The organism is Streptomyces sp. NPDC096013, assembly GCF_044763565.1.
Lineage (GTDB): Bacteria > Actinomycetota > Actinomycetes > Streptomycetales > Streptomycetaceae > Streptomyces.
Genome location: NZ_JBIWGK010000001.1, coordinates 643898 through 666843, shown reverse-complemented (window position 1 = coordinate 666843; position 22946 = coordinate 643898). Strand labels below are relative to the sequence as shown.

20 protein-coding genes and 1 riboswitch are annotated in these 22946 nt (G+C 70.7%); of the genes, 17 read left to right on the top strand and 3 right to left on the bottom strand.

The window, feature by feature from the left end; genetic code table 11:
- The first annotated feature begins 313 nt into the window (after positions 1-313).
- The 13 genes from hpnC (at position 314) to ACIRB1_RS02925 (ending at position 13977) form a co-directional block, all read left to right on the top strand.
- Positions 314-1216, top strand: coding sequence for a squalene synthase HpnC (hpnC, locus tag ACIRB1_RS02985; protein ID WP_352181084.1), 903 nt, complete (start codon positions 314-316; stop codon positions 1214-1216).
- A complete protein-coding gene (gene hpnD, locus ACIRB1_RS02980) occupies positions 1213-2163 on the top strand; it encodes a presqualene diphosphate synthase HpnD (protein WP_352181085.1) in 951 nt (316 codons plus the stop codon). The genes hpnC and hpnD overlap by 4 nt, the downstream gene beginning before the upstream one ends.
- A complete protein-coding gene (locus ACIRB1_RS02975) occupies positions 2163-2303 on the top strand; it encodes a DUF6380 family protein (RefSeq protein ID WP_403464354.1) in 141 nt (46 codons plus the stop codon). Before hpnD ends, ACIRB1_RS02975 begins: the two co-directional genes overlap by 1 nt.
- Complete coding sequence (gene hpnE / locus ACIRB1_RS02970) at positions 2300-3730, top strand: hydroxysqualene dehydroxylase HpnE (protein ID WP_352181086.1); 1431 nt, start codon at positions 2300-2302, stop codon at positions 3728-3730. Before ACIRB1_RS02975 ends, hpnE begins: the two co-directional genes overlap by 4 nt.
- Positions 3730-4860 carry a polyprenyl synthetase family protein gene (locus ACIRB1_RS02965; RefSeq protein ID WP_352181087.1) on the top strand — a complete coding sequence of 377 codons (1131 nt, stop codon included), beginning with the start codon at positions 3730-3732 and terminating at the stop codon, positions 4858-4860. The genes hpnE and ACIRB1_RS02965 overlap by 1 nt, the downstream gene beginning before the upstream one ends.
- Positions 4861-4972: 112 nt before the next feature.
- The gene (gene shc / locus ACIRB1_RS02960; protein ID WP_403464353.1) at positions 4973-6979 is read left to right on the top strand and encodes a squalene--hopene cyclase; all 2007 of its coding nucleotides are present in this window, start codon (positions 4973-4975) and stop codon (positions 6977-6979) included.
- Positions 6979-7620: a 1-hydroxy-2-methyl-2-butenyl 4-diphosphate reductase gene (locus ACIRB1_RS02955; RefSeq protein WP_352181089.1), complete on the top strand. Its 642-nt coding sequence runs from the start codon at positions 6979-6981 to the stop codon at positions 7618-7620. Before shc ends, ACIRB1_RS02955 begins: the two co-directional genes overlap by 1 nt.
- A gap of 5 nt (positions 7621-7625) precedes the next feature.
- The gene (gene hpnH / locus ACIRB1_RS02950; protein ID WP_352181090.1) at positions 7626-8648 is read left to right on the top strand and encodes an adenosyl-hopene transferase HpnH; all 1023 of its coding nucleotides are present in this window, start codon (positions 7626-7628) and stop codon (positions 8646-8648) included.
- Positions 8649-8652: 4 nt separating this feature from the next.
- Positions 8653-9810 carry a flavodoxin-dependent (E)-4-hydroxy-3-methylbut-2-enyl-diphosphate synthase gene (gene ispG, locus ACIRB1_RS02945; RefSeq protein WP_352181091.1) on the top strand — a complete coding sequence of 386 codons (1158 nt, stop codon included), beginning with the start codon at positions 8653-8655 and terminating at the stop codon, positions 9808-9810.
- A gap of 26 nt (positions 9811-9836) precedes the next feature.
- Complete coding sequence (gene dxs, locus ACIRB1_RS02940; RefSeq protein ID WP_403464352.1) at positions 9837-11744, top strand: 1-deoxy-D-xylulose-5-phosphate synthase; 1908 nt, start codon at positions 9837-9839, stop codon at positions 11742-11744.
- Positions 11741-13126 (top strand): aspartate aminotransferase family protein, encoded by a 1386-nt coding sequence (locus ACIRB1_RS02935; RefSeq protein ID WP_403464351.1) that lies wholly within the window; start codon positions 11741-11743, stop codon positions 13124-13126. The genes dxs and ACIRB1_RS02935 overlap by 4 nt, the downstream gene beginning before the upstream one ends.
- Before the next feature lie 96 nt (positions 13127-13222).
- On the top strand, positions 13223-13855 hold the full coding sequence (locus ACIRB1_RS02930; protein ID WP_403464350.1) for a helix-turn-helix domain-containing protein: 633 nt from the start codon (positions 13223-13225) through the stop codon (positions 13853-13855).
- Entirely contained in the window at positions 13852-13977 is a 126-nt protein-coding gene (locus ACIRB1_RS02925; protein WP_266766518.1) for a DUF6126 family protein, read from the top strand. Before ACIRB1_RS02930 ends, ACIRB1_RS02925 begins: the two co-directional genes overlap by 4 nt.
- Before the next feature lie 45 nt (positions 13978-14022).
- Here the strand turns inward: ACIRB1_RS02925 and ACIRB1_RS02920 are convergent, their stop codons facing one another.
- Positions 14023-14820 carry a tyrosine-protein phosphatase gene (locus ACIRB1_RS02920; RefSeq protein ID WP_403464348.1) on the bottom strand — a complete coding sequence of 266 codons (798 nt, stop codon included), beginning with the start codon at positions 14818-14820 and terminating at the stop codon, positions 14023-14025.
- A 171-nt stretch (positions 14821-14991) separates the two neighbouring features.
- Between ACIRB1_RS02920 and ACIRB1_RS02915 the strand changes: the two genes are divergently transcribed.
- From ACIRB1_RS02915 to ACIRB1_RS02905, 3 genes are all read left to right on the top strand, one after another.
- Positions 14992-17064 carry an alpha-galactosidase gene (locus ACIRB1_RS02915; RefSeq protein WP_403464347.1) on the top strand — a complete coding sequence of 691 codons (2073 nt, stop codon included), beginning with the start codon at positions 14992-14994 and terminating at the stop codon, positions 17062-17064.
- Positions 17065-17367: 303 nt separating this feature from the next.
- Positions 17368-17530: riboswitch (cyclic di-AMP (ydaO/yuaA leader) on the top strand.
- Between the two features lie 4 nt (positions 17531-17534).
- Positions 17535-18455, top strand: coding sequence for a peptidoglycan DD-metalloendopeptidase family protein (locus tag ACIRB1_RS02910; RefSeq protein WP_403464346.1), 921 nt, complete (start codon positions 17535-17537; stop codon positions 18453-18455).
- 243 nt (positions 18456-18698) lie between these two features.
- Positions 18699-19484, top strand: coding sequence for an SGNH/GDSL hydrolase family protein (locus ACIRB1_RS02905; protein ID WP_403464892.1), 786 nt, complete (start codon positions 18699-18701; stop codon positions 19482-19484).
- 101 nt (positions 19485-19585) lie between these two features.
- On the opposite strand, the gene ACIRB1_RS02900 is transcribed toward ACIRB1_RS02905, so the two are convergent.
- Together ACIRB1_RS02900 and ACIRB1_RS02895 are read right to left on the bottom strand one after the other, a co-directional pair.
- Complete coding sequence (locus ACIRB1_RS02900) at positions 19586-20200, bottom strand: TetR/AcrR family transcriptional regulator (protein WP_352181098.1); 615 nt, start codon at positions 20198-20200, stop codon at positions 19586-19588.
- A gap of 44 nt (positions 20201-20244) precedes the next feature.
- Positions 20245-21423: a Glu/Leu/Phe/Val dehydrogenase dimerization domain-containing protein gene (locus tag ACIRB1_RS02895; RefSeq protein WP_352181099.1), complete on the bottom strand. Its 1179-nt coding sequence runs from the start codon at positions 21421-21423 to the stop codon at positions 20245-20247.
- 254 nt (positions 21424-21677) lie between these two features.
- On the opposite strand from ACIRB1_RS02895, the gene ACIRB1_RS02890 reads away from it, so the two are divergent.
- On the top strand, positions 21678-22880 hold the full coding sequence (locus ACIRB1_RS02890) for an MBL fold metallo-hydrolase (RefSeq protein WP_403464345.1): 1203 nt from the start codon (positions 21678-21680) through the stop codon (positions 22878-22880).
- Positions 22881-22946 lie beyond the last annotated feature (66 nt).

Here is a 22946-nt window from a genome sequence, read left to right as displayed (position 1 = left end):
CGTCTGCAAAGGAAACGTCAACTCGGCCCGGCCCAAGGAATCTTGACGCCAATCGGTGTGTTGTTGTGATGTGCAGGACACCCCGAGGAAGCTCGCTGCGTTGTACAACGTAAGCTGTACCGGTGCCGAATAGCGGCAAGTGGGGCGATAATGCGCGACACCCTTCTTCGGGTATCCGTGCGGACGTCCGGGCGGCGTGTCCGAAATAGTGTGTATTGGGTCGGCAGTGTAGAACGGGAGATGTGACGGCAATGGCTACGGAAACTCCCCAGCTCACCGAAGCATGTGCCGTCCCCGCCCCTGGCAGTGAGCGGTGACGGGAAGCGGGATTGCCGGCACCGGCGATCCGGAGCGCGGCACACTCGACAAGGCCGCGGGTGAGAACTTCCCCGTGGCGCCTTTCTTCCTGCCCCGAGCCTGGCGCACCGATCTCATGGCGGTGTACGGATTCGCCCGTCTCGTCGACGACATCGGCGACGGCGACCTGGCCCCCGGCGGCGCCGACGCCCGGCTGCTCGGCGTTGCACCCGCGGAGGCCGAGGACCGCCTGGTCCTCCTCGACGCCTTCGAGGCCGACCTCCACCGCGTCTTCGACGGCACCCCGGGCCACCCCCTGCTGCGCCGCCTCCAGCCCACCGTCCGCCGCCGCGCGCTGACCCCCGAGCCCTTCCTCGGCCTGATCGCCGCGAACCGCCAGGACCAGCTCGTCACGCGCTACGAGACCTACGATGACCTCCTCGCCTACTGCGAGCTGTCCGCCAACCCCGTCGGCCGCCTGGTCCTCGGCGTCACCGGCACCGAGACCCCCGAGCGGGTCCGGCTGTCGGACGCGATCTGTACCGCACTTCAGATCGTCGAACACCTGCAGGACGTGACCGAGGACCTCGGCCGCGACCGCATCTACCTGCCCGCCCAGGACATGAAGCGCTTTCACGTCCAGGAAGCGGATCTCGCCACGCCCTCCGCGGGCGCATCGGTGCGCGCACTGGTTGCATACGAAGCAGAACGCGCCCGCGATCTCCTGAATGAAGGCGCCCCCCTGGTGGGTAGCGTCCACGGCAGACTGAAGCTGCTGCTCGCGGGGTTCGTGGCGGGGGGGAGGGCGGCGATCCGGGCGATCGCCGCCGCCGAATACGACGTACTTCCCGGCCCGCCGAAGCCCGGCAAGATCCAGTTGCTGCGTGAGGTGGGCGTGACTCTGCGAGGAGAGGGGTGATCCGGACCGTGGAGTCTGCACCGCACATGTCCGCGCCGGTACTCGCCGCCTACAGCTACTGCGAGGCCGTCACCGGACAACAGGCACGGAACTTCGCCTACGGCATCAGACTGCTCCCGGCGCCCAAGCGTCGGGCCATGTCGGCGCTGTACGCGTTCTCCCGGCGTGTCGACGACATCGGCGACGGCACGCTGGAGACCGAGGTGAAGGCGGCCCGCCTGGAGGACACCCGGGCGCTGCTCACCCGGGTCCGCGAGGGCGAGGTCGAGGAGGACGACACCGATCCGGTCGCGGTCGCCCTCGCGCACACGGCCGGGGCCTTCCCGGTCCCGCTGGACGGCCTGGACGAACTGATCGACGGCGTCCTGATGGACGTACGCGGCGAGACCTACGAGACCTGGGACGACCTGAAGGTCTACTGCCGGTGTGTCGCGGGCGCGATCGGGCGGCTCTCGCTCGGCGTGTTCGGCACCGAGCCCGGCGCGCGCGGCGTCGAGCGCGCCCCGGAGTACGCCGACACGCTGGGGCTCGCGCTCCAGCTCACCAACATCCTCAGAGACGTCCGCGAGGACGCCGAGGGCGGCCGGATCTATCTGCCCGCCGACGACCTCGCGAAATTCGGCTGCTCGGCCGGGTTCGACGGGCCGACGCCACCCGAGGGCTCCGACTTCGCGGGTCTCGTCCACTTCGAGGTGCGACGGGCCCGCACTCTTTTCGCCGAGGGCTACCGGCTGCTCCCCATGCTCGACCGCCGCAGCGGCGCCTGCGTCGCCGCCATGGCCGGCATCTACCGCCGCCTGCTGGACCGCATCGAGCGCGAGCCGGAGGCCGTCCTGCGCGGCCGCGTCTCCCTGCCCGGCCGCGAGAAGGCCTACGTCGCGGTGCGCGGCCTGTCCGGACTGGACGCCCGGCACGTCTCGCGGAGGACTCTCAGGAGGCGCGCCTGATGGACGGAGTGGGCCAGGGTGAGGTCACCGGAGAGATGCGGCAGGCAACCCTCCGGTGCGGTGCGGCGTCCCTGACGGAAACGGTCCGCCGTGGCTGGTTCGAGTGCCTCGGCGGGCGCGCAGGGGGGAGTGCACGATGAGCGACGGGACGCGGGCCGACGGGCTGCCCGCCGATCCGGCGACGGCACAGGCCGGCCGGCATGCCGTCGTCGTCGGCGGCGGACTCGCCGGCATCACCACCGCGCTCGCGCTGGCCGACGCCGGAGTCCGCGTCACCCTGCTCGAAGGCCGCCCGCGCCTCGGCGGACTCGCCTTCTCCTTCCAGCGCGGCGACCTGACCGTCGACAACGGCCAGCATGTCTACCTGCGTTGCTGCACCGCCTACCGCTGGTTCCTCGACCGCATCGAGGGCGCCGCGCTCGCTCCGCTGCAGGATCGTCTCGACGTGCCCGTACTCGACGTGAACCGCCCCGAGGGACGCCGGCTCGGCAGACTCCGCCGCGACGCGCTGCCCGTGCCGCTGCATCTCGGGCGCAGCCTCGCGACGTACCCGCATCTCTCGCTCGCCGAACGCGCCAGAGTGGGCCGTGCCGCGCTCGCGCTCAAAGGGCTCGATCTCGCCGATCCGGCCCTGGACGCGCAGAACTTCGGCAGCTGGCTCACCGCGCACGGCCAGTCGGCGCGTGCCGTCGAGGCACTGTGGGACCTGGTCGGGGTCGCCACCCTCAACGCGGTCGCGGGCGACTCCTCACTCGCCCTGGCCGCGATGGTGTTCAAGACCGGTCTGCTCTCCGACCCGGGCGCGGCCGACATCGGCTGGGCACACGTCCCGCTGGGCGAACTGCACGACCGGCTCGCCCGCAGGGCGCTCGACTCCGCGGGCGTGCGCACCGAAGTCCGTACACGCGTCACCTCCATCTCTACAGACGGGAACGGACGCTGGAGCGTTCAGTGCCCCGGCGAGACGATCGAGGCCGACAGCGTCGTGCTCGCCGTACCGCAGCGCGAGGCCCACGAACTGCTCCCCGACGGCGCCCTCGACAACCCCGGCCGGCTGCTCGCCATCGACACCGCGCCGATCCTGAACGTCCATGTCGTCTACGACCGCAAGGTGCTCGCCCGCCCGTTCTTCGCGGCGCTGGGCAGCCCGGTGCAGTGGGTGTTCGACCGGACCGACGCGTCCGGGCTGAAGGACGGCCAGTACCTGGCGCTGTCCCAGTCCGCCGTGCACGACGAGATCGACGAGCCCGTGGCGGCGCTGCGGGAGCGCTACCTCCCCGAACTGGAGCGGCTGCTGCCCGGTGCGCGCGGCGCCGAGGTGAAGGACTTCTTCGTGACCAGGGAGCGCACGGCGACGTTCGCTCCCGCCCCCGGCGTCGGACGGCTGCGGCCCGGCGCCCGCACCAAGGCCCCCGGCCTGTACCTGGCCGGAGCGTGGACCGCCACAGGGTGGCCCGCGACCATGGAGAGTGCGGTCCGCAGTGGGGTGAGCGCGGCGGACGCCGCCCTCGCCGCCCTGGGCCGGCCCCGCCCCCGCCATCTCTTCGAGTTCGAGGAGGCGGCGTGATGCTCGATCAGCAGGCGGCAGGCGACCCCCGCACCTTCGGTAGCGCGACAAGAGGAGAGACTGTGCCCACTGTGCCCCCGGCCGAGACGGCTGCCGACGCGGTGGACGTGTCCGCGCTCCTGGAGCGCGGCCGGACCCTTGCCACACCGGTGCTGCGGGCGGCCGTGGACCGGCTGGCTCCCCCCATGGACACCGTCGCCGCCTACCACTTCGGCTGGATCGACGCCGAGGGCAACCCGGCGGCCGGCGACGGCGGCAAGGCCGTACGCCCTGCGCTCGCCGTGCTCTCCGCCGAGGTCACCGGCGCCGCGCCGGAGACCGGCATCCCCGGCGCCGTCGCCGTCGAGCTGATCCACAACTTCTCGCTGCTGCACGACGACCTGATGGACGGCGACGAGCAGCGCCGCCACCGCGACACCGTGTGGAAGGTGCACGGCCCCGCCCAGGCCATCCTCGTCGGCGACGCCCTCTTCGCGCTGGCCAACGAGGTCCTGCTGGAGCTCGGCACCGTCGAGGCCGGCCGCGCCACCCGCCGCCTCACCACCGCGACCCGCGCCCTCATCGACGGCCAGGCGCAGGACATCTCCTACGAGCACCGCGACCGCGTCAGCGTCGAGGAGTGCCTGGAGATGGAGGGCAACAAGACCGGCGCCCTGCTCGCCTGCGCCTCCTCCATCGGGGCCGTGCTCGGCGGCGCGGACGACCGCACCGCCGACGTCCTGGAGAAGTACGGCTACCACCTCGGCCTGGCCTTCCAGGCCGTCGACGACCTCCTCGGCATCTGGGGCGACCCGGATGCCACCGGGAAGCAGACCTGGAGCGATCTGCGCCAGCGCAAGAAGTCCCTGCCCGTGGTGGCGGCGCTCGCGGCGGGCGGACCCGCCTCGGACCGGCTCGGCGAGATCCTCGCCGCCGACGCCAAGAGCAGCGACTTCGAGAACTTCTCCGAGGAGGAGTTCGCGGCCCGCGCCGCGCTCATCGAGGAGGCCGGCGGCCGCGAGTGGACCGCCGAAGAGGCACGCCGTCAGCACACCATCGCCATCGAGGTCCTCGACGCCATCGACATGCCCGACCGGGTTCGGGCACGGTTCACGGCGCTCGCGGACTTCGTCGTCGTACGAAAGAGATGATCACTATCGGTCGAATAGCCCTCGCGTAGTCGCCGGCCGGTGCTGCGAACGAACGAGCACCGGCCGACGGCGGACCCACAGCAGAGACATGCCACTGCACGAAGGGGAAGCCATGACAGCGACGACCGACGGAAGCACCGGGGCCATGCCTCCCCGTGTTGCCGCGGCCAGCGAAACCGACATCAACACCCCCGTGGCGGCCGGGGTGCACGACGCCGCCGCCCACGCCGTACAACGCGCCACCGACTTCCTCCTCGCGCAGCAGGACGCGCAGGGCTGGTGGAAGGGCGACCTCGAGACGAACGTCACGATGGACGCCGAGGATCTGCTGCTCCGTCAGTTCCTGGGCATCCGCGAGGAGTCGACGACCCAGGCCGCCGCACTCTTCATCCGCGGCGAACAGCGCGAGGACGGCACCTGGGCGAGCTTCTACGGCGGACCCGGTGAACTCTCCACCACCATCGAGGCGTACGTCGCCCTGCGGCTGGCCGGGGACGCGCCGGACGCCCCGCACATGGCGAAGGCGTCCGCCTGGGTCCGGGAGCGGGGCGGCATCGCCTCGGCCCGCGTCTTCACCCGGATCTGGCTCGCGCTGTTCGGCTGGTGGAAGTGGGACGACCTGCCCGAACTCCCGCCGGAACTCCTGTACTTCCCGACCTGGGTGCCGCTCAACATCTACGACTTCGGATGCTGGGCCCGGCAGACCATCGTGCCGCTGACGGTCGTCTCCGCGAAGCGGCCGGTGCGGCCTGCGCCCTTCCCGCTCGACGAACTGCACACCGACCCGGACCATCCGAACCCGGTCAAGCCCCTTGCGCCGGTGGCCAGTTGGGACGGTGCCTTCCAGCGGATCGACAAGGCGCTGCACCTCTACCGCAAGGTCGCCCCGCGCAAGCTGCGCCGGTCCGCGATGAACGCGGCGGCCCGCTGGATCATCGAGCGGCAGGAGAACGACGGCTGCTGGGGCGGCATCCAGCCGCCTGCCGTGTACTCGGTGATCGCCCTGCATCTGCTGGGCTACGACCTCGAACACCCCGTGATGCGCGCGGGACTCGAGTCGCTGGACCGGTTCGCGGTCTGGCGCGAGGACGGGGCCCGGATGATCGAGGCCTGCCAGTCCCCGGTGTGGGACACCTGCCTGGCGACCATCGCGCTCGCCGACGCGGGAGTGCCCGCCGACCACCCCCAACTGGTCAAGGCCGCCGACTGGATGCTCGGGGAGGAGATCGTCCGCCCCGGCGACTGGGCGGTCAAGCGGCCCCAACTGCCGCCGGGCGGCTGGGCGTTCGAGTTCCACAACGACAACTACCCCGACATCGACGACACCGCCGAGGTGGTGCTCGCGCTGCGCAGGGTCAGACATCACGACCCGGAGCGTCTGGACCGGGCCGCCGGACGCGCGGTCCGCTGGAACCTCGGCATGCAGTCGAAGAACGGCGGCTGGGGCGCCTTCGACGTCGACAACACCAGCCCGTTCCCCAACCGGCTGCCGTTCTGCGACTTCGGCGAGGTCATCGACCCGCCGTCGGCGGACGTCACCGCGCATGTCGTCGAGATGCTCGCCGTCGAGGGCCTCGCCCACGACCCGCGCACCCGGCGCGGCATCGAGTGGCTGCTCGCCGAACAGGAGCCGGACGGCTCGTGGTTCGGCCGCTGGGGCGTCAACTACGTCTACGGCACCGGGTCCGTCGTACCGGCACTCGCCGCGGCCGGGCTCCCCGGCTCGCACCCGGCGATCCGGCGCGCGGTCACCTGGCTGGAGAGCGTCCAGAACGACGACGGCGGCTGGGGCGAGGACCTGCGCTCCTACAAGTACGCCAAGGAGTGGAGCGGCCGGGGCGCCTCGACCGCCTCGCAGACGGCCTGGGCGCTGATGGCCCTGCTCGCGGCGGGGGAGCGGGACTCCAAGGCGGTGGAGCGCGGTGTGGCGTGGCTCGCGGCGACCCAGCGGGAGGACGGGTCGTGGGACGAGCCCTACTTCACCGGCACGGGCTTCCCGTGGGACTTCTCCATCAACTACCACCTCTACCGGCAGGTCTTCCCGCTCACCGCGCTCGGCCGCTTCGTCCATGGAGAACCGTTCTCCCAGCCCGCGTTCTCCCCGGCCAAGGGGGGCTGATGAGTTCACAGCCCGCCGGAACGCCGCTGCTGATCGCCTGCGCGCTCGGCATCGAGCGCCTCGCCCTGCGCGCAGGCGACCGCTCCGGCGCCGGCGGGCCGGTCACCTTCCTCAGGACGGGGATGGGGCCACAGGCCGCCGAGGAGGCCGTCTCCCGGCGCCTCGCCGACCCGGCGCTGGCGGAGGCCGCCGTACTGGCCACCGGTTTCTGCGCCGGACTCGCCCCCGGTATGCACCCCGGCGACCTCGTGGTCGCCGAGGAGACCAGGGAGGCGCGCGGAACCGTTCCGTGCGTCGGTACCGAACTGCTCGTCAAGGAGCTCGCCCGGGCGCTGCCCGGACGTGCCGTCCACACCGGCCCCCTGACCGGCTCCGATCACATCGTCCGCGGACAGGAACGGTCGGATCTGCTCGCGACCGGCGCGATCGCGGTCGACATGGAGTCGGCGGCCACGCTGCTGAGCGCCGTGCGTACGGGCGCGCGCCCGGTTGCGGCCGTACGGGTGGTCGTGGACGCTCCTGAACATGAACTCGTCCGGATCGGCACGGTGCGCGGTGGAATATCGGCTTTCCGCGTTCTTCGATCCGTTCTTCCTGTTTTTTTCGAATGGCACCGTTCTTTGCTGCTCCCCCGGAGGTGAGCCAGATGGCCATGCCGCTGCGCCAGTCCATCAAGGTCGCTACATATTTGGCCGAACAGAAGCTTCGCAAGAGGGACAAGTTCCCCCTGATCGTGGAGCTGGAACCTCTCTTCGCATGCAATCTGAAGTGCGAGGGCTGCGGCAAGATCCAGCACCCGGCGGGCGTGCTCAAGCAGCGCATGCCGGTGGCGCAGGCCGTCGGGGCGGTGCTCGAGTCCGGTGCGCCGATGGTGTCCATCGCGGGCGGCGAACCCCTGATGCACCCTCAGATCGACGAGATCGTGCGGCAGTTGGTGGCGAAGAAGAAATACGTCTTCCTCTGCACCAACGCGATGCTGCTCCGCAAGAAGCTGGACAAGTTCACGCCTTCGCCGTACTTCGCCTTCGCGGTGCACATCGACGGGCTGCGTGAGCGGCACGACGAGTCGGTCGCGAAGGAGGGTGTGTTCGACGAGGCGGTGGAGGCGATGAAGGAGGCCAAGAAGCGCGGCTTCCGGGTCACCACGAACTCGACCTTCTTCAACACGGACACCCCGCAGACCATCATCGAGGTGCTCAACTTCCTCAACGACGACATCAAGGTCGACGAGATGATGATCTCGCCCGCCTACGCCTACGAGAAGGCGCCCGACCAGGAGCACTTCCTGGGTGTCGCGCAGACCCACGAGCTGTTCAAGAAGGCCTTCGCGGGCGGCAACCGCCGCAAGTGGCGGCTGAACCACTCGCCGCTCTTCCTGGACTTCCTGGAGGGCAAGGTCGACTTCCCGTGCACGGCCTGGGCGATCCCGAACTACTCCCTCTTCGGCTGGCAGCGCCCCTGCTACCTGATGAGCGACGGGTACGTCCCGACGTACCGGGAGCTGATCGAGGAGACCGACTGGGACAAGTACGGCCGCGGAAAGGACCCGCGCTGCGCCAACTGCATGGCGCACTGCGGCTACGAGCCCACCGCCGTCCTCGCCACCATGGGCTCCCTCAAGGAGTCCCTGCGGGCCATGCGCGAGACCGTCGCCGGAAACCGCGACTGACGCCATGACCGCAGTGTCCCTGGGCGTCCCCGAGATGCCGGTCCGGCCGATCGCCGCGCGACGAGTGTCGCGGCAGATCCAGGTCGGGCCGGTGGCGGTCGGGGGCGGGGCCCCCGTCTCGGTCCAGTCGATGACCACGACGCGTACGTCGGACATCGGCGCCACCCTGCAACAGATCGCCGAACTCACCGCGTCCGGCTGCCAGATCGTCCGCGTCGCCTGCCCCACGCAGGACGACGCGGACGCGCTGGCGACCATCGCCCGCAAGTCGCAGATCCCGGTGATCGCGGACATCCACTTCCAGCCCAAGTACGTCTTCGCCGCGATCGAGGCGGGCTGCGCGGCGGTTCGCGTGAACCCCGGCAACATCAAGCAGTTCGACGACAAGGTCAAGGAGATCGCGCGGGCCGCGAAGGACCACGGCACGCCGATCCGGATCGGGGTCAACGCCGGTTCCCTGGACCGTCGTCTGCTCCAGAAGTACGGCAAGGCGACGCCCGAGGCGCTCGTCGAGTCGGCCCTGTGGGAGGCGTCCCTCTTCGAGGAGCACGGCTTCCGCGACATCAAGATCTCCGTCAAGCACAACGACCCCGTGGTGATGGTCAACGCCTACCGGCAGCTGGCCGCGCAGAGCGACTATCCGCTGCACCTCGGGGTCACCGAGGCCGGTCCCGCCTTCCAGGGCACGATCAAGTCGGCGGTGGCCTTCGGGGCGCTGCTCGGCGAGGGCATCGGCGACACCATCCGGGTGTCGCTGTCCGCCCCGCCGGTCGAGGAGGTCAAGGTCGGCCTCCAGATCCTGGAGTCGCTGAACCTCAGGCCCCGCCGACTGGAGATCGTGTCGTGCCCGTCCTGCGGGCGGGCCCAGGTGGACGTCTACAAGCTCGCCGACGAGGTCACGGCGGGCCTGGAGGGCATGGAGGTGCCGTTGCGCGTCGCGGTCATGGGCTGCGTCGTCAACGGCCCCGGCGAGGCGCGGGAGGCGGACCTCGGGGTCGCCTCCGGCAACGGCAAGGGTCAGATCTTCGTCAAGGGCGAGGTCGTCAAGACCGTGCCCGAGTCGAAGATCGTGGAGACCCTCATCGAGGAGGCGATGAAGATCGCCGAACAGATGGAGCAGGACGGCGTCGCGGCGGGGGAGCCGGCCGTCACCGTGAGCTGAACAGCACGGACCGAAGGGGGCCCGACGTGACGATCCTGGAGAGCATCCGCCAACCACGCGACCTGAAGTCGCTGTCCGAGGCGGAACTCGGCGAACTGTCCGAAGAGATAAGGGAGTTCCTGGTCCACGCGGTGGCCAGGACCGGCGGTCATCTCGGACCCAACCTGGGCGTGGTGGAGTTGACCATCGCGCTGCACCGCGTCTTCGAGTCCCCGGCCGACCGCATCCTGTGGGACACCGGCCACCAGAGCTATGTGCACAAGATGCTGACGGGCCGTCAGGACTTCTCGAAGCTGCGGGGCAAGGGCGGCCTGTCCGGCTACCCCTCACGCGAGGAGTCCGAGCACGACGTCATCGAGAACAGCCACGCCTCCACCGCGCTCGGCTGGGCCGACGGCCTCGCCAAGGCCCACCAGGTGCAGGGCGAGAAGGGCCATGTCGTCGCGGTCATCGGCGACGGCGCGCTGACCGGCGGCATGGCCTGGGAGGCGCTGAACAACATCGCCGCCGCCAAGGATCGGCCGCTGATCATCGTCGTCAACGACAACGAGCGCTCGTACGCGCCCACCATCGGCGGCCTCGCCAACCACCTGGCCACCCTGCGCACGACCGACAGCTACGAACAGGTCCTCGCCTGGGGCAAGCGCGTCCTGCTGCGCACCCCGGTCGTCGGCAACACCCTCTACGAGTCGCTGCACGGCGCGAAGAAGGGCTTCAAGGACGCGTTCGCCCCGCAGGGCATGTTCGAGGACCTCGGCCTCAAGTACGTCGGCCCGATCGACGGACACGACATCGGCGCCGTCGAGTCCGCGCTGCGCCGCGCGAAACGCTTCCACGGCCCGGTCCTCGTCCACTGCCTCACGGAGAAGGGCCGCGGCTACGAGCCTGCCCTCGCCCACGAGGAGGACCACTTCCACACCGTCGGCGTGATGGACCCCCTCACCTGCGCACCCCTCGCACCCTCCAACGGCCCGTCCTGGACCAGCGTGTTCGGCGACGAGATCCTGCGCATCGGGGAGGAACGCGACGACGTCGTGGCCATCACCGCGGCCATGCTGCACCCGGTCGGCCTCGGCAAGTTCGCCGCGAGGTTCCCCGACCGGGTGTGGGACGTGGGCATCGCCGAGCAGCACGCGACGGTGTCGGCGGCGGGCCTGGCGACCGGCGGACTGCACCCCGTCGTCGCCGTCTACGCAACCTTCCTCAACCGCGCCTTCGACCAGCTCCTGATGGACGTGGCGCTGCACCGCTGCGGGGTCACGTTCGTCCTGGACCGCGCCGGAGTGACCGGAGTCGACGGGGCGTCGCACAACGGCATGTGGGACATGTCCATCCTCCAGGTCGTGCCGGGGCTGCGCATCGCGGCCCCGCGTGACGCCGGCCAGCTCCGGGCCCAGCTCCGGGAAGCGGTCGCCGTCGACGACGCGCCGACCCTCGTCCGCTTCCCGAAGGAGTCGGTCGGACCGGACATCCCCGCGATCGACCGGGTGAGCGGCCTCGACGTCCTGCACCGCGCCACGGAGACCCCCGAGGTGCTGCTCGTCGCCGTCGGGGTGATGGCGCCCGTCTGCCTCCAGGCCGCCGAACTCCTCGAAGCGCGGGGCATCAACTGCACGGTCGTGGACCCCCGTTGGGTCAAGCCCGTCGACCCGGCGCTCCCCGGCCTCGCCGCAGAGCACCGCCTCGTCGCCGTCGTGGAGGACAACAGCCGCGCCTCCGGCGTCGGCGCCGCCGTGGCGCTGGCGCTCGGGGACGCCGAAGTCGACGTCCCCGTACGGCGGTTCGGCATCCCGGACCAGTTCCTCGCGCACGCCAAACGCGGGGAGGTGCTCGCCGACATCGGCCTCACACCCGTCGAGGTCGCCGGACGGATCAGCGCAAGCCTGGCGGTCAAGGACACGAACGCCGGCACAGCCAAGGAGAAACCCGAATGACCAAGGAGTTCGACCTCACCGCGCTGCTGGCCGAGCGCGGAGCCGAGCGCTACGAGCTGCACGCCAAGTACCTCAACCACCAGCTCCCGCGCATGCTCCACACCATCGGCTTCGACAAGGTCTACGAGCGGGGCGAGGGCGCCTACTTCTGGGACGCCGACGGCAACGACTACCTCGACATGCTCGCCGGGTTCGGGGTGATGGGCCTGGGCCGCCATCACCCCGTCGTCCGCAAGGCGGTGCACGACGTCCTCGACGCCCAGCTCGCCGACCTCACCCGCTTCGACTGCCAGCCGTTGCCCGGCCTGCTCGCCGAGCAACTCCTCACCCACAGCCCGCACCTGGACCGGGTGTTCTTCGGCAACAGCGGCACGGAGGCGGTCGAGACCGCGCTCAAGTTCGCCCGCTACGCCACCGGGAAACCCCGCGTCCTCTACTGCGACCACGCCTTCCACGGCCTGACCACCGGCTCGCTCTCGGTCAACGGCGAGGACGGCTTCCGTGACGGCTTCGCCCCGCTGCTGCCCGACACTGCCGTACCGCTGGGCGATCTCGACGCCCTGGCACGGGAGTTGAAGAAGGGCGACGTCGCCGCGCTCGTCGTCGAGCCGATCCAGGGCAAGGGCGTCCACGAGGCGCCGCCCGGCTATCTGCGCGCCGCGCAGGAACTCCTGCACCAGCACAAGGCGTTGCTCATCGCCGACGAGGTGCAGACCGGCCTCGGACGCACCGGGGACTTCTACGCCTACCAGCACGAGGAGGGCGTGGAGCCCGACCTCGTCTGCGTGGCCAAGGCGCTCTCCGGCGGCTATGTGCCGGTCGGCGCCACCCTCGGCAAGGACTGGATCTTCAAGAAGGTCTACTCGTCCATGGACCGCGTGCTGGTCCACTCGGCGAGCTTCGGGGCGAACGCCCAGGCCATGGCGGCCGGCCTCGCCGTGCTGTCCGTCATGGAGAACGAGCAGGTCGTCGCCAACGCCCGTGCCACCGGCGACCAGTTGAGGTCCCGGCTCGCCGCACTGGTCGACACGTACGAGCTGCTCGCCGATGTCCGCGGCCGGGGCCTGATGATCGGCATCGAGTTCGGCAGGCCCAAGTCGCTGAAGCTGCGCAGCCGTTGGACCATGCTCCAGGCCGCGCGCAAGGGCCTGTTCGCGCAGATGGTGGTCGTACCGCTGCTCCAGCGGCACCGCATCCTCACCCAGGTCTCCGGCGACCACCTGGAGGTCATCAAGCTGATCCCGCCGCTCGTCATCGGCGAGCGCGAGGTGGACCGGTTCGTGGACGCGTTCACCGCCGTGATGGACGACGCGCACAGTGGCGGCGGGCTGATGTGGGACTTCAGCAAGACGCTGGTGAAGCAGGCGGTGGCCAACCGGTAGGGGGCCGCGCCGAGCCCGCGGAGTGGGCGCCGGGAGGTTTTTGCCCCTGAGGCAAGAAATTTGCCGCAGGGGCAAAAGTCCGGCTGAATGGAGGGCATGAGCTCCTCCGAGACCGGGCCGGAACCGTCGGCCGGGCCGACCGAAGACCTGCCGACCACCGTCGCACCACAGCTCCGCGCGCTGCGCCGCCGCGCCTCCCTCACCCTGGAGGCCGCCGCCCGCTCCGCCGGGCTCTCGCCCGCCCATCTCTCCCGTCTGGAGACCGGGCAGCGCCAGCCCTCGCTGCCGATGCTGCTCGCGCTCGCCCGTATCTACGGTACGACAGTCTCGGATCTGCTCGGCGAGACGGCCACCGACCGGGACTCCGTGGTCCGCGCCGCCGACATGGAACCGACCCGCGCGGGCGGCTGGACCTACTGGCAGGCCGGCGCCCCCGGCCGCGGGATGCAGTCCCTGCGCGTCCGCATCCCGCACGGCTCCCAGGGCGACATCGTGCGCGTGCACCCTGGCGAGGAGTGGCTCTACGTCCTCGCCGGCCGGCTGCGGCTGCGCCTCGGCGACACCGCGCACATCCTCGCGCCGGGCGACAGCGCCCACTTCGACTCGCTGACCCCGCACCGCCTCGCCGCGGCCGACGAGGACGGCGTCGAGGTCCTGTTCGTCCACACCCTGCTCCAGAGCCCCACGGCCACCCTGTGCCTGGGCCCGATCACCGGAGAGACATCATGAGCGGCAACAACATCGAGGACAAGTTCCCCCGCGCCCTGTGGATTCGGCTCATCATCTACATTGCCGTGGGCCACCTCTTCGCGGCCTTCATCTACCTGCTGTTCTCCGTGGGCGCCAAGTAGCCCGCGACGGAAGTCCGTCCAGCCGGGCCGGCCGCCTCGGCCGGTTCAGTCCAGCAGGCGCTCGCGCAGCCGCTCCCGGATCTCCGGGGTGACCCCGAGGCCCTGCTCCAGGTAGGCGTCCACGCCGCCCCAGGTCTCCTCGACCGTCTCGAAGGCCGCCGTCAGATACTCGGCGCGGGCGTCGAAGAGGGGGCTGAGGAGCTCCATCACCTCGGGGGAGTAGCCCGCGGCGGAGGAACTGCTGCGGCGCACCTTGTAACGCCGGTGCTTCGCGTTCGACTCCAGGTAGTCGGTCACGATCGCCTCGCGCTCCACGCCCAGGGCGAGCAGCGTCACGGCTATCGACAGGCCCGCGCGGTCCTTGCCCGCCGCGCAGTGCATCAGCGCCGGGACGCTGTCGTCCGCGAGGGAGCGCAGCACCTGGGAGTGCTCGGCGGTGCGCTCCTTGATGATCGTGCGGTACGACGCGATCATGCGGGCGGCGGCCTTGCCGTCGCCGAGGATCTCGCGCAGCTGCTCCATCTCGCCGTCGCGGACCATCTTCCAGAACTCGGAGCCGTCCGCCGGGTCGCTCAGCGGCAGATTCACATTGCGCACACCCGGCAGCTCGACGTCGGGACCCTCCAGCTTCTGGTCCGACGCGTTGCGGAAGTCGAAGATCGTGTGCAGGCCCAGCGAGCCGAGGAACACGGCGTCCTCCTCCGTCGCGTGCGCGAGGTGGCCGCTGCGGAACAGCACCCCGTGCCGCACCCGGCGTCCGTCCACGGTCGGAAGTCCGCCCACATCCCGGAAATTGCGCACTCCGGACAACTCCGGCTCGGTCGACGGAATCTGCTGCGTCACGAGGACTCCCTCCCACTCGGCCCGACGACGCGGCTCACCGGCGGGCACGTTCTCGACGATACGACATGGGTTCCCCAGGCAATGAGTTGTCCACAGGCGTTGCCTCGCAGGCCCCGCGCCGTTGATGATGTTGGTGCTTGAGCGGACTTGTTCGAATCTGTGAGGGACTTGATGTTGGAGATCGCCGAGAACGGCCGTACATGGGTGCTGTCGGGCCCGACGAGCAGCTATGCCGTCCATCTCACCGAGCACGACGAGCTGCTCCACCTGCACTGGGGCCCCGCGATCGCACTCGCCGACGCCGAGGAGCTGGCGGCCCGCCCGCTGCCCGGGGCCTCCTCCTTCGAGTCGCAGCTCGACGGCCGCGAGGAGTACCCCGTCGATGGCGGCCCCCGCTTCGCCCGCCCCGCCCTCTCCGTACGCACGCCCGAGCGCCGCGGCACGGAGTGGACCTTCGAGCGGTACGACACCGAGGACGACGAGCTGCGGCTGCGCTTCCGGGACGGCGGACTGGCGATCACGCTGCACTACCGGACGCGCGGCGACGTCGTCGAGCGCTGGACGACCCTCGACAACGACGGGGCCGAGCCCCTGGAGCTGCTGCGCGCCGACTCCGCCACCTGGACGCTGCCCGAGCGCGAGGGCTGGCGGCTGTCGCAGCTGCACGGGCGGTGGGCCGCCGAGTCCCGGTTGGTGCGCTCCGACCTCACCTACGGTGAGAAGGTCATCGGCAGCCGCCGCGGCCACACCGGACACCAGCACCTCCCCTGGGTCGCCCTCGACACCGACGCGACCGAGGAACGCGGCGAGGTCTACGGCTGCGCCCTCGCCTGGTCGGGGTCCTGGCGGCTCGCCGTGGCCCAGCTCCCGGACGCGCGCGTGCAGATCACCGGGGGCGCCGGGTACGACGACTCCGGGCTGCTGCTCCTGGCGCCGGGGGAGTCCTTCACGACCCCGGTCTTCGCCGGCCTGTGGAGCGAGACCGGCCACGGCGGCGCAAGCCGCACCTGGCACACGTACCAGCGGACGTACGTCATCCCGGACGCGGACCAGGACCGGCCGGTGCTCTACAACTCCTGGGAGGCCACCCAGTTCGACATCTCCGAGGACCAGCAGGAGGTGCTCGCGCGGCGGGCGGCGGCGGTCGGGGTCGAGCTGTTCGTGGTGGACGACGGCTGGTTCGGCGCCCGGACCAGCGACCGTGCCGGGCTCGGCGACTGGACGCCCAATCCGGACCGCTTCCCCGCCGGGCTCAAGCCCCTCGCCGACCGGGTGCACGCCCTGGGCATGCAGTTCGGCATCTGGGTCGAGCCCGAGATGGTCAACGCGGACAGCGACCTGTACCGCGCGCACCCCGACTGGGTGCAGTACCAGGAGGGACGCAAGCGGACGGAGTTCCGCAACCAGCTCGTCCTGAACCTCGCCCGCGAGGACGTTCAGGAGTACCTGTGGGAGCAGCTGGACGGGCTCCTCTCCAGCGCCCCGATCGACTACGTGAAGTGGGACTTCAACCGCTGCTTCACCGACGCGGGCTGGCCGGGCGAGGCCTACCCGCAGCGCCTATGGGTCGACCATGTGCGCGCCCTGTACGGCCTGTTGGACCGGTTGCGGGCGGCTCACCCGGGTGTCGCCTTCGAGTCCTGCTCGGGCGGCGGCGGCCGGATCGACCTCGGCATCATGAGCCGCACGGACCAGGTGTGGACCTCGGACAACACCGACCCGCTGGACCGGCTCGCCATCCAGCACGGCTTCAGCCAGATCCACCCCGCGCGCGTGATGGCCGCCTGGGTCACCGACAGCCCCAACACCCAGCTCAACGGCCGGGTCAGCAGCCTGCGCTTCCGGTTCGTGAGCGCCATGGCCGGCGTGCTCGGCGTGGGCGGCGACCTCTCGGAGTGGACCGAGGAGGAACTCGCCGAGGCCCGCCGCTGGGTGGACCTCTACAAGGAGATCCGGCCCCTCGTGCAGCACGGCGACCTGCACCGCCTGCGCCCGCCGACCGGAGGGCTCAGCGCCGTGCAGTACGTCCGCGGTGACGAGACCGTCGTCCTCGCCCTCCTCCAGGCGCAGCACTACGGCGAGCCCCTCCCGGCGCTCCGGCTGCGTGGGCTTGACCCGACAGCATCGTACGAATGCCTCGAAACGGGCGAAGTCCACCGAGGGGCCGTGCTGTTGCACCACGGATTGCGGACCGGCCTGCGCGGTGACCTTGATGCGACGGTTCTCCGGCTGCGTCGCATCTGATCCTTCTGTCCCAATTGCAACCTTCGTTCCAACTCGCCCTGGGAAAAAGAAAGCTGAGAGTCGGGTACGTGAGCAGCGTCATATTCGTGACCGTACGTCGTTCGTCATGTTCACGTAATTGACGTGCTTTTGCAGGGGAATTGACGGACGGAGTCCCGGGGGAATTCACGGAGGGTGACGGTGAATTCCCACAGGGGATCACAAGAAACGCAAATCCGTGGAACCTCCTGCTTGTCCCTTTGCGTCTTCCTCGCTTACGTTCGCCACCAATCCGGACGGACGCCCAGTCCTGCCGCCGACCGGACTTCGCATCCACTCACCCGTATGCGGCAGGAGCGGGGGACCCACAGGTAAGACGCCTGTTCCGGTCTCCGGAACGGGCTTGGGGTCAAGCCGCGCTCCGGGCGCGGCCGGGCATCTCCAGCCCGAACCCGACAGCTCACCTCGCAGGCGCCGGAGAGGAATTCGTCATGCCCGCGAAGGGTAAACACCGCCGCCCGAAGCCCCAGCGCTTCACCCGTTCGATAGCCGTCGCCGGAACCGGCGGCGCGGCACTCGCCCTTCCGCTCATGGGAGCCACCGGCGCCCATGCCGCGACCACGACGTCCGCTCCGGAAAAGGCGGTTCAGTCCGTTCCGGCGGCCGAGAAGACGGCGAGCGAGAAGTCCACCGCCGCCAAGTCGGCGCGCGTCACGACGTATTCGGTGAAGTCGGGCGACTATCTCTCGAAGATCGCCGAGGAGCAGGACGTCACCGGCGGCTGGAAGAAGATCTACCAGGACAATCGCGAAGCCATCGGCGGCAACCCGTCGCTGATCCACCCGGGCCTGAAGCTCTCCCTCGGTGAGAAGGCCGCGACGAGCGGCACGGACACGACCAAGTCGTCGACGTCGTCCGGCACATCGTCCTCCTCGTCCTCGTCGTCTTCTTCTTCGAAGGAGTCGTCTGCCACGCAGAGCGCCGACACCACCAGCACCTCCACCGGCTACGGCCTTCCCGTGACCGGCGCCACCATCGGCACCGGCTACCGCGTCGCCGGCAGCATGTGGTCCAGCGGCTACCACACCGGCGTCGACTTCGTCGTCCCGACCGGTACCACCATCAAGGCGATCGCCGCGGGCACGGTCGTCTCGGCGGCCTACGACGGCGCCTACGGCAACGAGGTCGTCATCCGGCACGCGGACGGCCAGTACTCGCAGTACGCCCACATGTCGCAGCTCTCCGTCTCGGCCGGCCAGACCGTGACCGAGGGCCAGCAGATCGGCCTCTCCGGGGCGACCGGCAACGTGACCGGCCCGCACCTGCACTTCGAGATCCGGACCACGCCGTACTACGGCTCGGACGTGGACCCGGTCGCCTATCTCCGCTCGCACGGCGTCACCGTCGGCTGACATCAGGCCCGACGCCAGGCCCCCACATCACCGAAGGCCGGACCTCTATCCCCGGGTCCGGCCTTCGGCGTAGGGCAGTTCCGGCGTCAACGACCCTGGTCAGAGAGTTATTCCGACTTTGGACAACCCTTTACAAGTGGCTTATCTCACCGCCCGTCAACCCCTAATTACGATCGCGTAGGTCACAGCCAAGGGTGAATTATGGTTGCCGTGGCTAACGATTCGAAGAGTGACAGCAGAACAGTGATCGGGTCGTACGTGGCGGTGGGGGACAGCTTCACCGAGGGCGTCGGCGACCCCGGGCCCGACGGTGCGATGGTCGGCTGGGCCGACCGGTTCGCGGTACTGCTCGCGGATCGCCGGCCCGAGGGCGACTTCGCGTACACCAACCTCGCCGTGCGCGGGAAGCTGCTCGACCAGATCGTGGCCGACCAGCTCACCCGGGCCAAGGAGATCGGCCCCGACCTGGTCTCCTTCTGCGCGGGCGGCAACGACATCATCCGCCCCGGCACCGACCCCGACGAGGTTGCCGAGCGTTTCGAGCGCGCGGTGGCCGACCTCACCGGCGCCGTCGGCACCGTCATGGTGACGACCGGCTTCGACACCCGCGGCGTGCCCGTGCTCAAGCACCTGCGCGGCAAGATCGCCACCTACAACGGCCACGTCCGGGCCATCGCCGACCGCTACGGCTGCCCGGTGCTCGACCTGTGGTCCCTGAAGACCATCCAGGACCGGCGGGCCTGGGACGGCGACCGGCTGCACCTCTCTCCCGAGGGGCACACGCGCGTGGCGCTCCGCGCCGGACAGGTCCTCGGCGTCGACGTCCCGGCCGACCCGGACCAGCCCTGGCCCCCGCTGCCGCCGCGCGGCCCGCTCGACATCCGGCGCGACGACGTCCACTGGGCGCGCGAGTACCTGGTGCCGTGGATCGGACGCCGTCTGCGCGGCGAGTCCTCCGGCGACCACGTGGAGGCGAAGGGCGCGCTGTCGCCCGACGCCATCAAGATGCGGATCGGGATAGTGGCCTGAGGAGAGGCGAGCGGACGCGGCGGTCGCTCCTGGCGCGGTGCGTGCCACGGGCGCCGTCGTCACGGCCCGCGAAGTGAACCGGGTCTCCACGGAGAGACCGGTCAGGGCGTCGTCAACGCGGCCCGGTCCAGCCCCAGTTCACGGGCGAGCGCCTCGTCGACCCACTCCAGGGCGCGCGCCCGGGACACGGCTCCCGCGTACGCCGTCATCTGTACGGCGAGGCCGTCGAGGAGGGCCGTGAGGCGCAGGGCCGCGGCGCTCGGGTCCGGGCAGTGGAACTCGCCCGCGGTCACCCCCTCGGCGACGACCTCGGCCAGGGCCTGCTTCCACTGCCGGTCGAGATCCCGCGTGACGTCCAGGAGGGCGGGTTCACGCAGCGCCGCCGCCCAGCCCTCTATCCACAGCCGCCAGCCCTTGGCCGGCCCGGTCGGCGCGTACCAGCGCACCGCGGCCCGCAGCCGGCGCAGCGCGGTCGTACGGCGGCCGAGCAGCTTGCGCAGATGCGCGAGGTCGTCCTCGGCGGCGAAGGCGAACGCGGCGGCGACCAGTTTCTCCTTGGTCGAGAAGTGATAGAGCACCAGGGCGTTGCTCACCCCGAGCGCCGAGGCCACGTCGGCGATCCTGACCGCCGCCACGCCCCGCGCCTCGATCTGCTCCACGGCGGCGCGCAGCAACTCCGCCCGCCGCTCCGCCACGCCCAGCCGCACTCTCGCCACGCGATCACCCTAATCCGTTGCCCATAGGGGTGGTGCCCCGTACGTCACCGGTACCAGCCGAACCGTTCCGCGATGACCGGCAGCCGGTCCGCGACGATCGCGTGCGCGGCGGCGCGCGGAGTGGTGCCGTCGGCCTCCGCGCGGGCCAGCATCAGGTCGATCAGGGCGCGCATCGACCGCCGGGTGTGGGCGAACGCCGCGTCCGCGTCCGCGCCGATGTCGCCGAACAGGGTCCACCACCACCAGGCGTTCGTCCCGGAGTTCACGACCACGTCCGGCAGAACGACGACCCCGCGCGCGGAGAGCAGTTCCTCCGCCTCCGGGAGGACGGGCATGTTGGCCGCCTCGACGATCCAGCGGGCGGTGATCCCCTGCTGGTTCGAGGTGTCGACCGCGTACGACACCGCCGCCGGGACCAGCACCTCCGCGTCGACCGACAGCCAGTCCTCGCCGGGCAGTTCGAGGTCGCCGGGACGCAGCACCGAACGGTCGACGGTGCCGTAGGCGTCCCGGGCCGACAGCAGCGCGTCGATGTCCAGTCCGCCCGGGTTCACGATCGTGCCCTTGACGTCGGCGACGGCGACGAGCGTCAGCCCCGCGCGCGTGAGGAACCGCGCCGTGGCCCCGCCCATCGTGCCCAGGCCCTGGACGGCGACCCGCGTCCCCGCGTACGGCACGCCCGCCCGGTCCAGCGCCGCGAGCATCGACTCGGCGACCCCGCAGCCCCCGACCAGCTCGTCCAGACCGATGCCGTCGACCTCGACCGCGAAGGCGTCCGCGAGCCGCCGCCGTGCCTCCGTCTCGTCGTCGAGCAGCGGATACACGGCCTGGATCGACGACACGAGCCCCGCCTCCGCGGCGGCCCGGTCGACCAGGTCCTGGGTGAGCCCGAGATCCTCACCCGTCGTCCAGAAGCTCTCGATGTACGGCCGCATGGCACGCAGATAGCGCACGAGGATGCCGTACGACCCCGGGTCCTGCGGGTCGCAGTCGATGCCGCCCTTGGCGCCGCCCAGGGGGACGTAGCGGCCCTCCGGGTCGTAGTGCAGCGCCTCTTTCATGGTCATCCCCCGGGCGAGCCCGGTGACCTCGTCGAGGGTGCAGCCCGGCCGCATCCGCAGGCCGCCGCTGGACACTCCGCGCACCAGCCGGTCGACGACCAGGAAGCCCTGGCGGCCGGTGACGTGGTCGGTCCAGGTGAGCGACATCAAGGGGGCGGTCATACGGGCTCCTCGGGGCACCGGCCGGCAGGACGCGTACCGAAGGTCGACCGGCCAGTGGTTACTGAACGGCGAGTCAGTATCGGAAGTGGCGTCGGGTCCTGTCAACGCGGGACCGGGTCCCGGCCCGGCGTGTCGTCCCCCGGCATGGAACTTTGGGCTTTCTTTGGAAAGCGGGCTCCGTGATGCCGATGCGACGGCGTTGTCGCAGGGGTCGACCATAATGGAAAGCCTGACCGACTCCACCTGGAGGAACCGTGACCGGAATCCGTGCCCTCAGCTCCGGGCTCCGCGCGCTGCAGCCCGAGGCCTTCGGCGCGGACCCGAGCGGCGAGCGCCTGGCGCGCATCCGTAGATCCCCCCATTTCAAGGACGGGGTCTTCCAGAACCCCGGCGGCAACACGAGCGTTCGCCCCTCCGGCGGCGCGATGCGCGGGATGGGCAAGTCCTACCTCGACAAGGAGGAGCGCGCCCGCCGCGCCCCCACCGGCACCCTGCCCGTGCACGCCACCACCCTCGCCGACCTGGCCAGGCCCGCCGCGACCGGCCTGCGGCTGACCTGGATGGGCCACTCCAGCGTGCTCGCGGAGATCGACGGCCACCGGGTCCTCTTCGACCCGGTCTGGGGCGAGCGCTGCTCCCCGTTCCCGTTCGCCGGACCCAAGCGCCTGCACCCGGTGCCCCTGCCGCTGGCCGCGCTCGGCCCGGTCGACGTCGTCGTCATCTCGCACGACCACTACGACCACCTGGACATGCCCACGATCAAGGCGCTGGCCGACACGGACACCCTGTTCGCGGTCCCGCTGGGCGTCGGCGCGCACCTGGAGCACTGGGGCGTGTCCCCCGACCGGCTGCGCGAGCTGGACTGGCACGAGGAGACCAAGGTCGGCGGCCTCACCCTGACCGCGACCCCGGCCCGCCACTTCTGCGGGCGCGGCCTGCGCAACACCCAGCACACCCTCTGGGCCTCCTGGGTGGTCGCCGGTGACGAGCACCGGATCTACCACAGCGGCGACACCGGCTACTTCGACGGCTTCAAGGACATCGGCACCGCGCACGGTCCCTTCGACGCCACGATGATCCAGATCGGCGCGTACAGCGAGTTCTGGCCCGACATCCACATGACCCCGGAGGAGGGCCTGCGCGCCCACCTCGACCTCCAGGGCGGGCAGCCGCACGGGGTGCTGCTGCCGATCCACTGGGGCACGTTCAACCTGGCGCTGCACCCATGGGCCGAGCCCGGCGAGTGGACCGCCGACGCGGGGGAGTCGGCGGGTCAGGCCGTGGCCACACCGACGCCCGGCGAGCCGTTCGAGCCGGGCGGCACCCTGGCGACGGACCCGTGGTGGCGTCCCTTCGGGGGCACGATCGACCGGCACTGGCACACCGCGACCCCGGCCGAGCCGGAAGCGAAGCAGCCGGCGCCCCCGGCGGAACTGGACCTCGCGAGCGAGCGCTGAGCCAGCCGAGCCGAGTTGAACCGGGCCGGGAAGGCTCGACCCGTCATCACGTTCCGTGATGTTCAG

Bases quoted from the DNA above. Each gene is read 5' to 3' on its own strand.
- ACIRB1_RS02965 (WP_352181087.1), top strand. From the start codon at position 3,730: ATGCTCGATCAGCAGGCGGCAGGCGACCCCCGCACCTTCGGTAGCGCG.
- ACIRB1_RS02930 (WP_403464350.1), top strand. From the start codon at position 13,223: ATGAGCTCCTCCGAGACCGGGCCGGAACCGTCGGCCGGGCCGACCGAA.
- hpnH (WP_352181090.1), top strand. From the start codon at position 7,626: ATGGCCATGCCGCTGCGCCAGTCCATCAAGGTCGCTACATATTTGGCC.
- hpnE (WP_352181086.1), top strand. From the start codon at position 2,300: ATGAGCGACGGGACGCGGGCCGACGGGCTGCCCGCCGATCCGGCGACG.
- ACIRB1_RS02955 (WP_352181089.1), top strand. From the start codon at position 6,979: ATGAGTTCACAGCCCGCCGGAACGCCGCTGCTGATCGCCTGCGCGCTC.
- ACIRB1_RS02915 (WP_403464347.1), top strand. From the start codon at position 14,992: ATGTTGGAGATCGCCGAGAACGGCCGTACATGGGTGCTGTCGGGCCCG.
- shc (WP_403464353.1), top strand. From the start codon at position 4,973: ATGACAGCGACGACCGACGGAAGCACCGGGGCCATGCCTCCCCGTGTT.
- ACIRB1_RS02975 (WP_403464354.1), top strand. From the start codon at position 2,163: ATGGACGGAGTGGGCCAGGGTGAGGTCACCGGAGAGATGCGGCAGGCA.
- ACIRB1_RS02895 (WP_352181099.1), bottom strand. From the start codon at position 21,423: ATGACCGCCCCCTTGATGTCGCTCACCTGGACCGACCACGTCACCGGC.
- ispG (WP_352181091.1), top strand. From the start codon at position 8,653: ATGACCGCAGTGTCCCTGGGCGTCCCCGAGATGCCGGTCCGGCCGATC.
- ACIRB1_RS02925 (WP_266766518.1), top strand. From the start codon at position 13,852: ATGAGCGGCAACAACATCGAGGACAAGTTCCCCCGCGCCCTGTGGATT.
- ACIRB1_RS02910 (WP_403464346.1), top strand. From the start codon at position 17,535: ATGCCCGCGAAGGGTAAACACCGCCGCCCGAAGCCCCAGCGCTTCACC.
- ACIRB1_RS02935 (WP_403464351.1), top strand. From the start codon at position 11,741: ATGACCAAGGAGTTCGACCTCACCGCGCTGCTGGCCGAGCGCGGAGCC.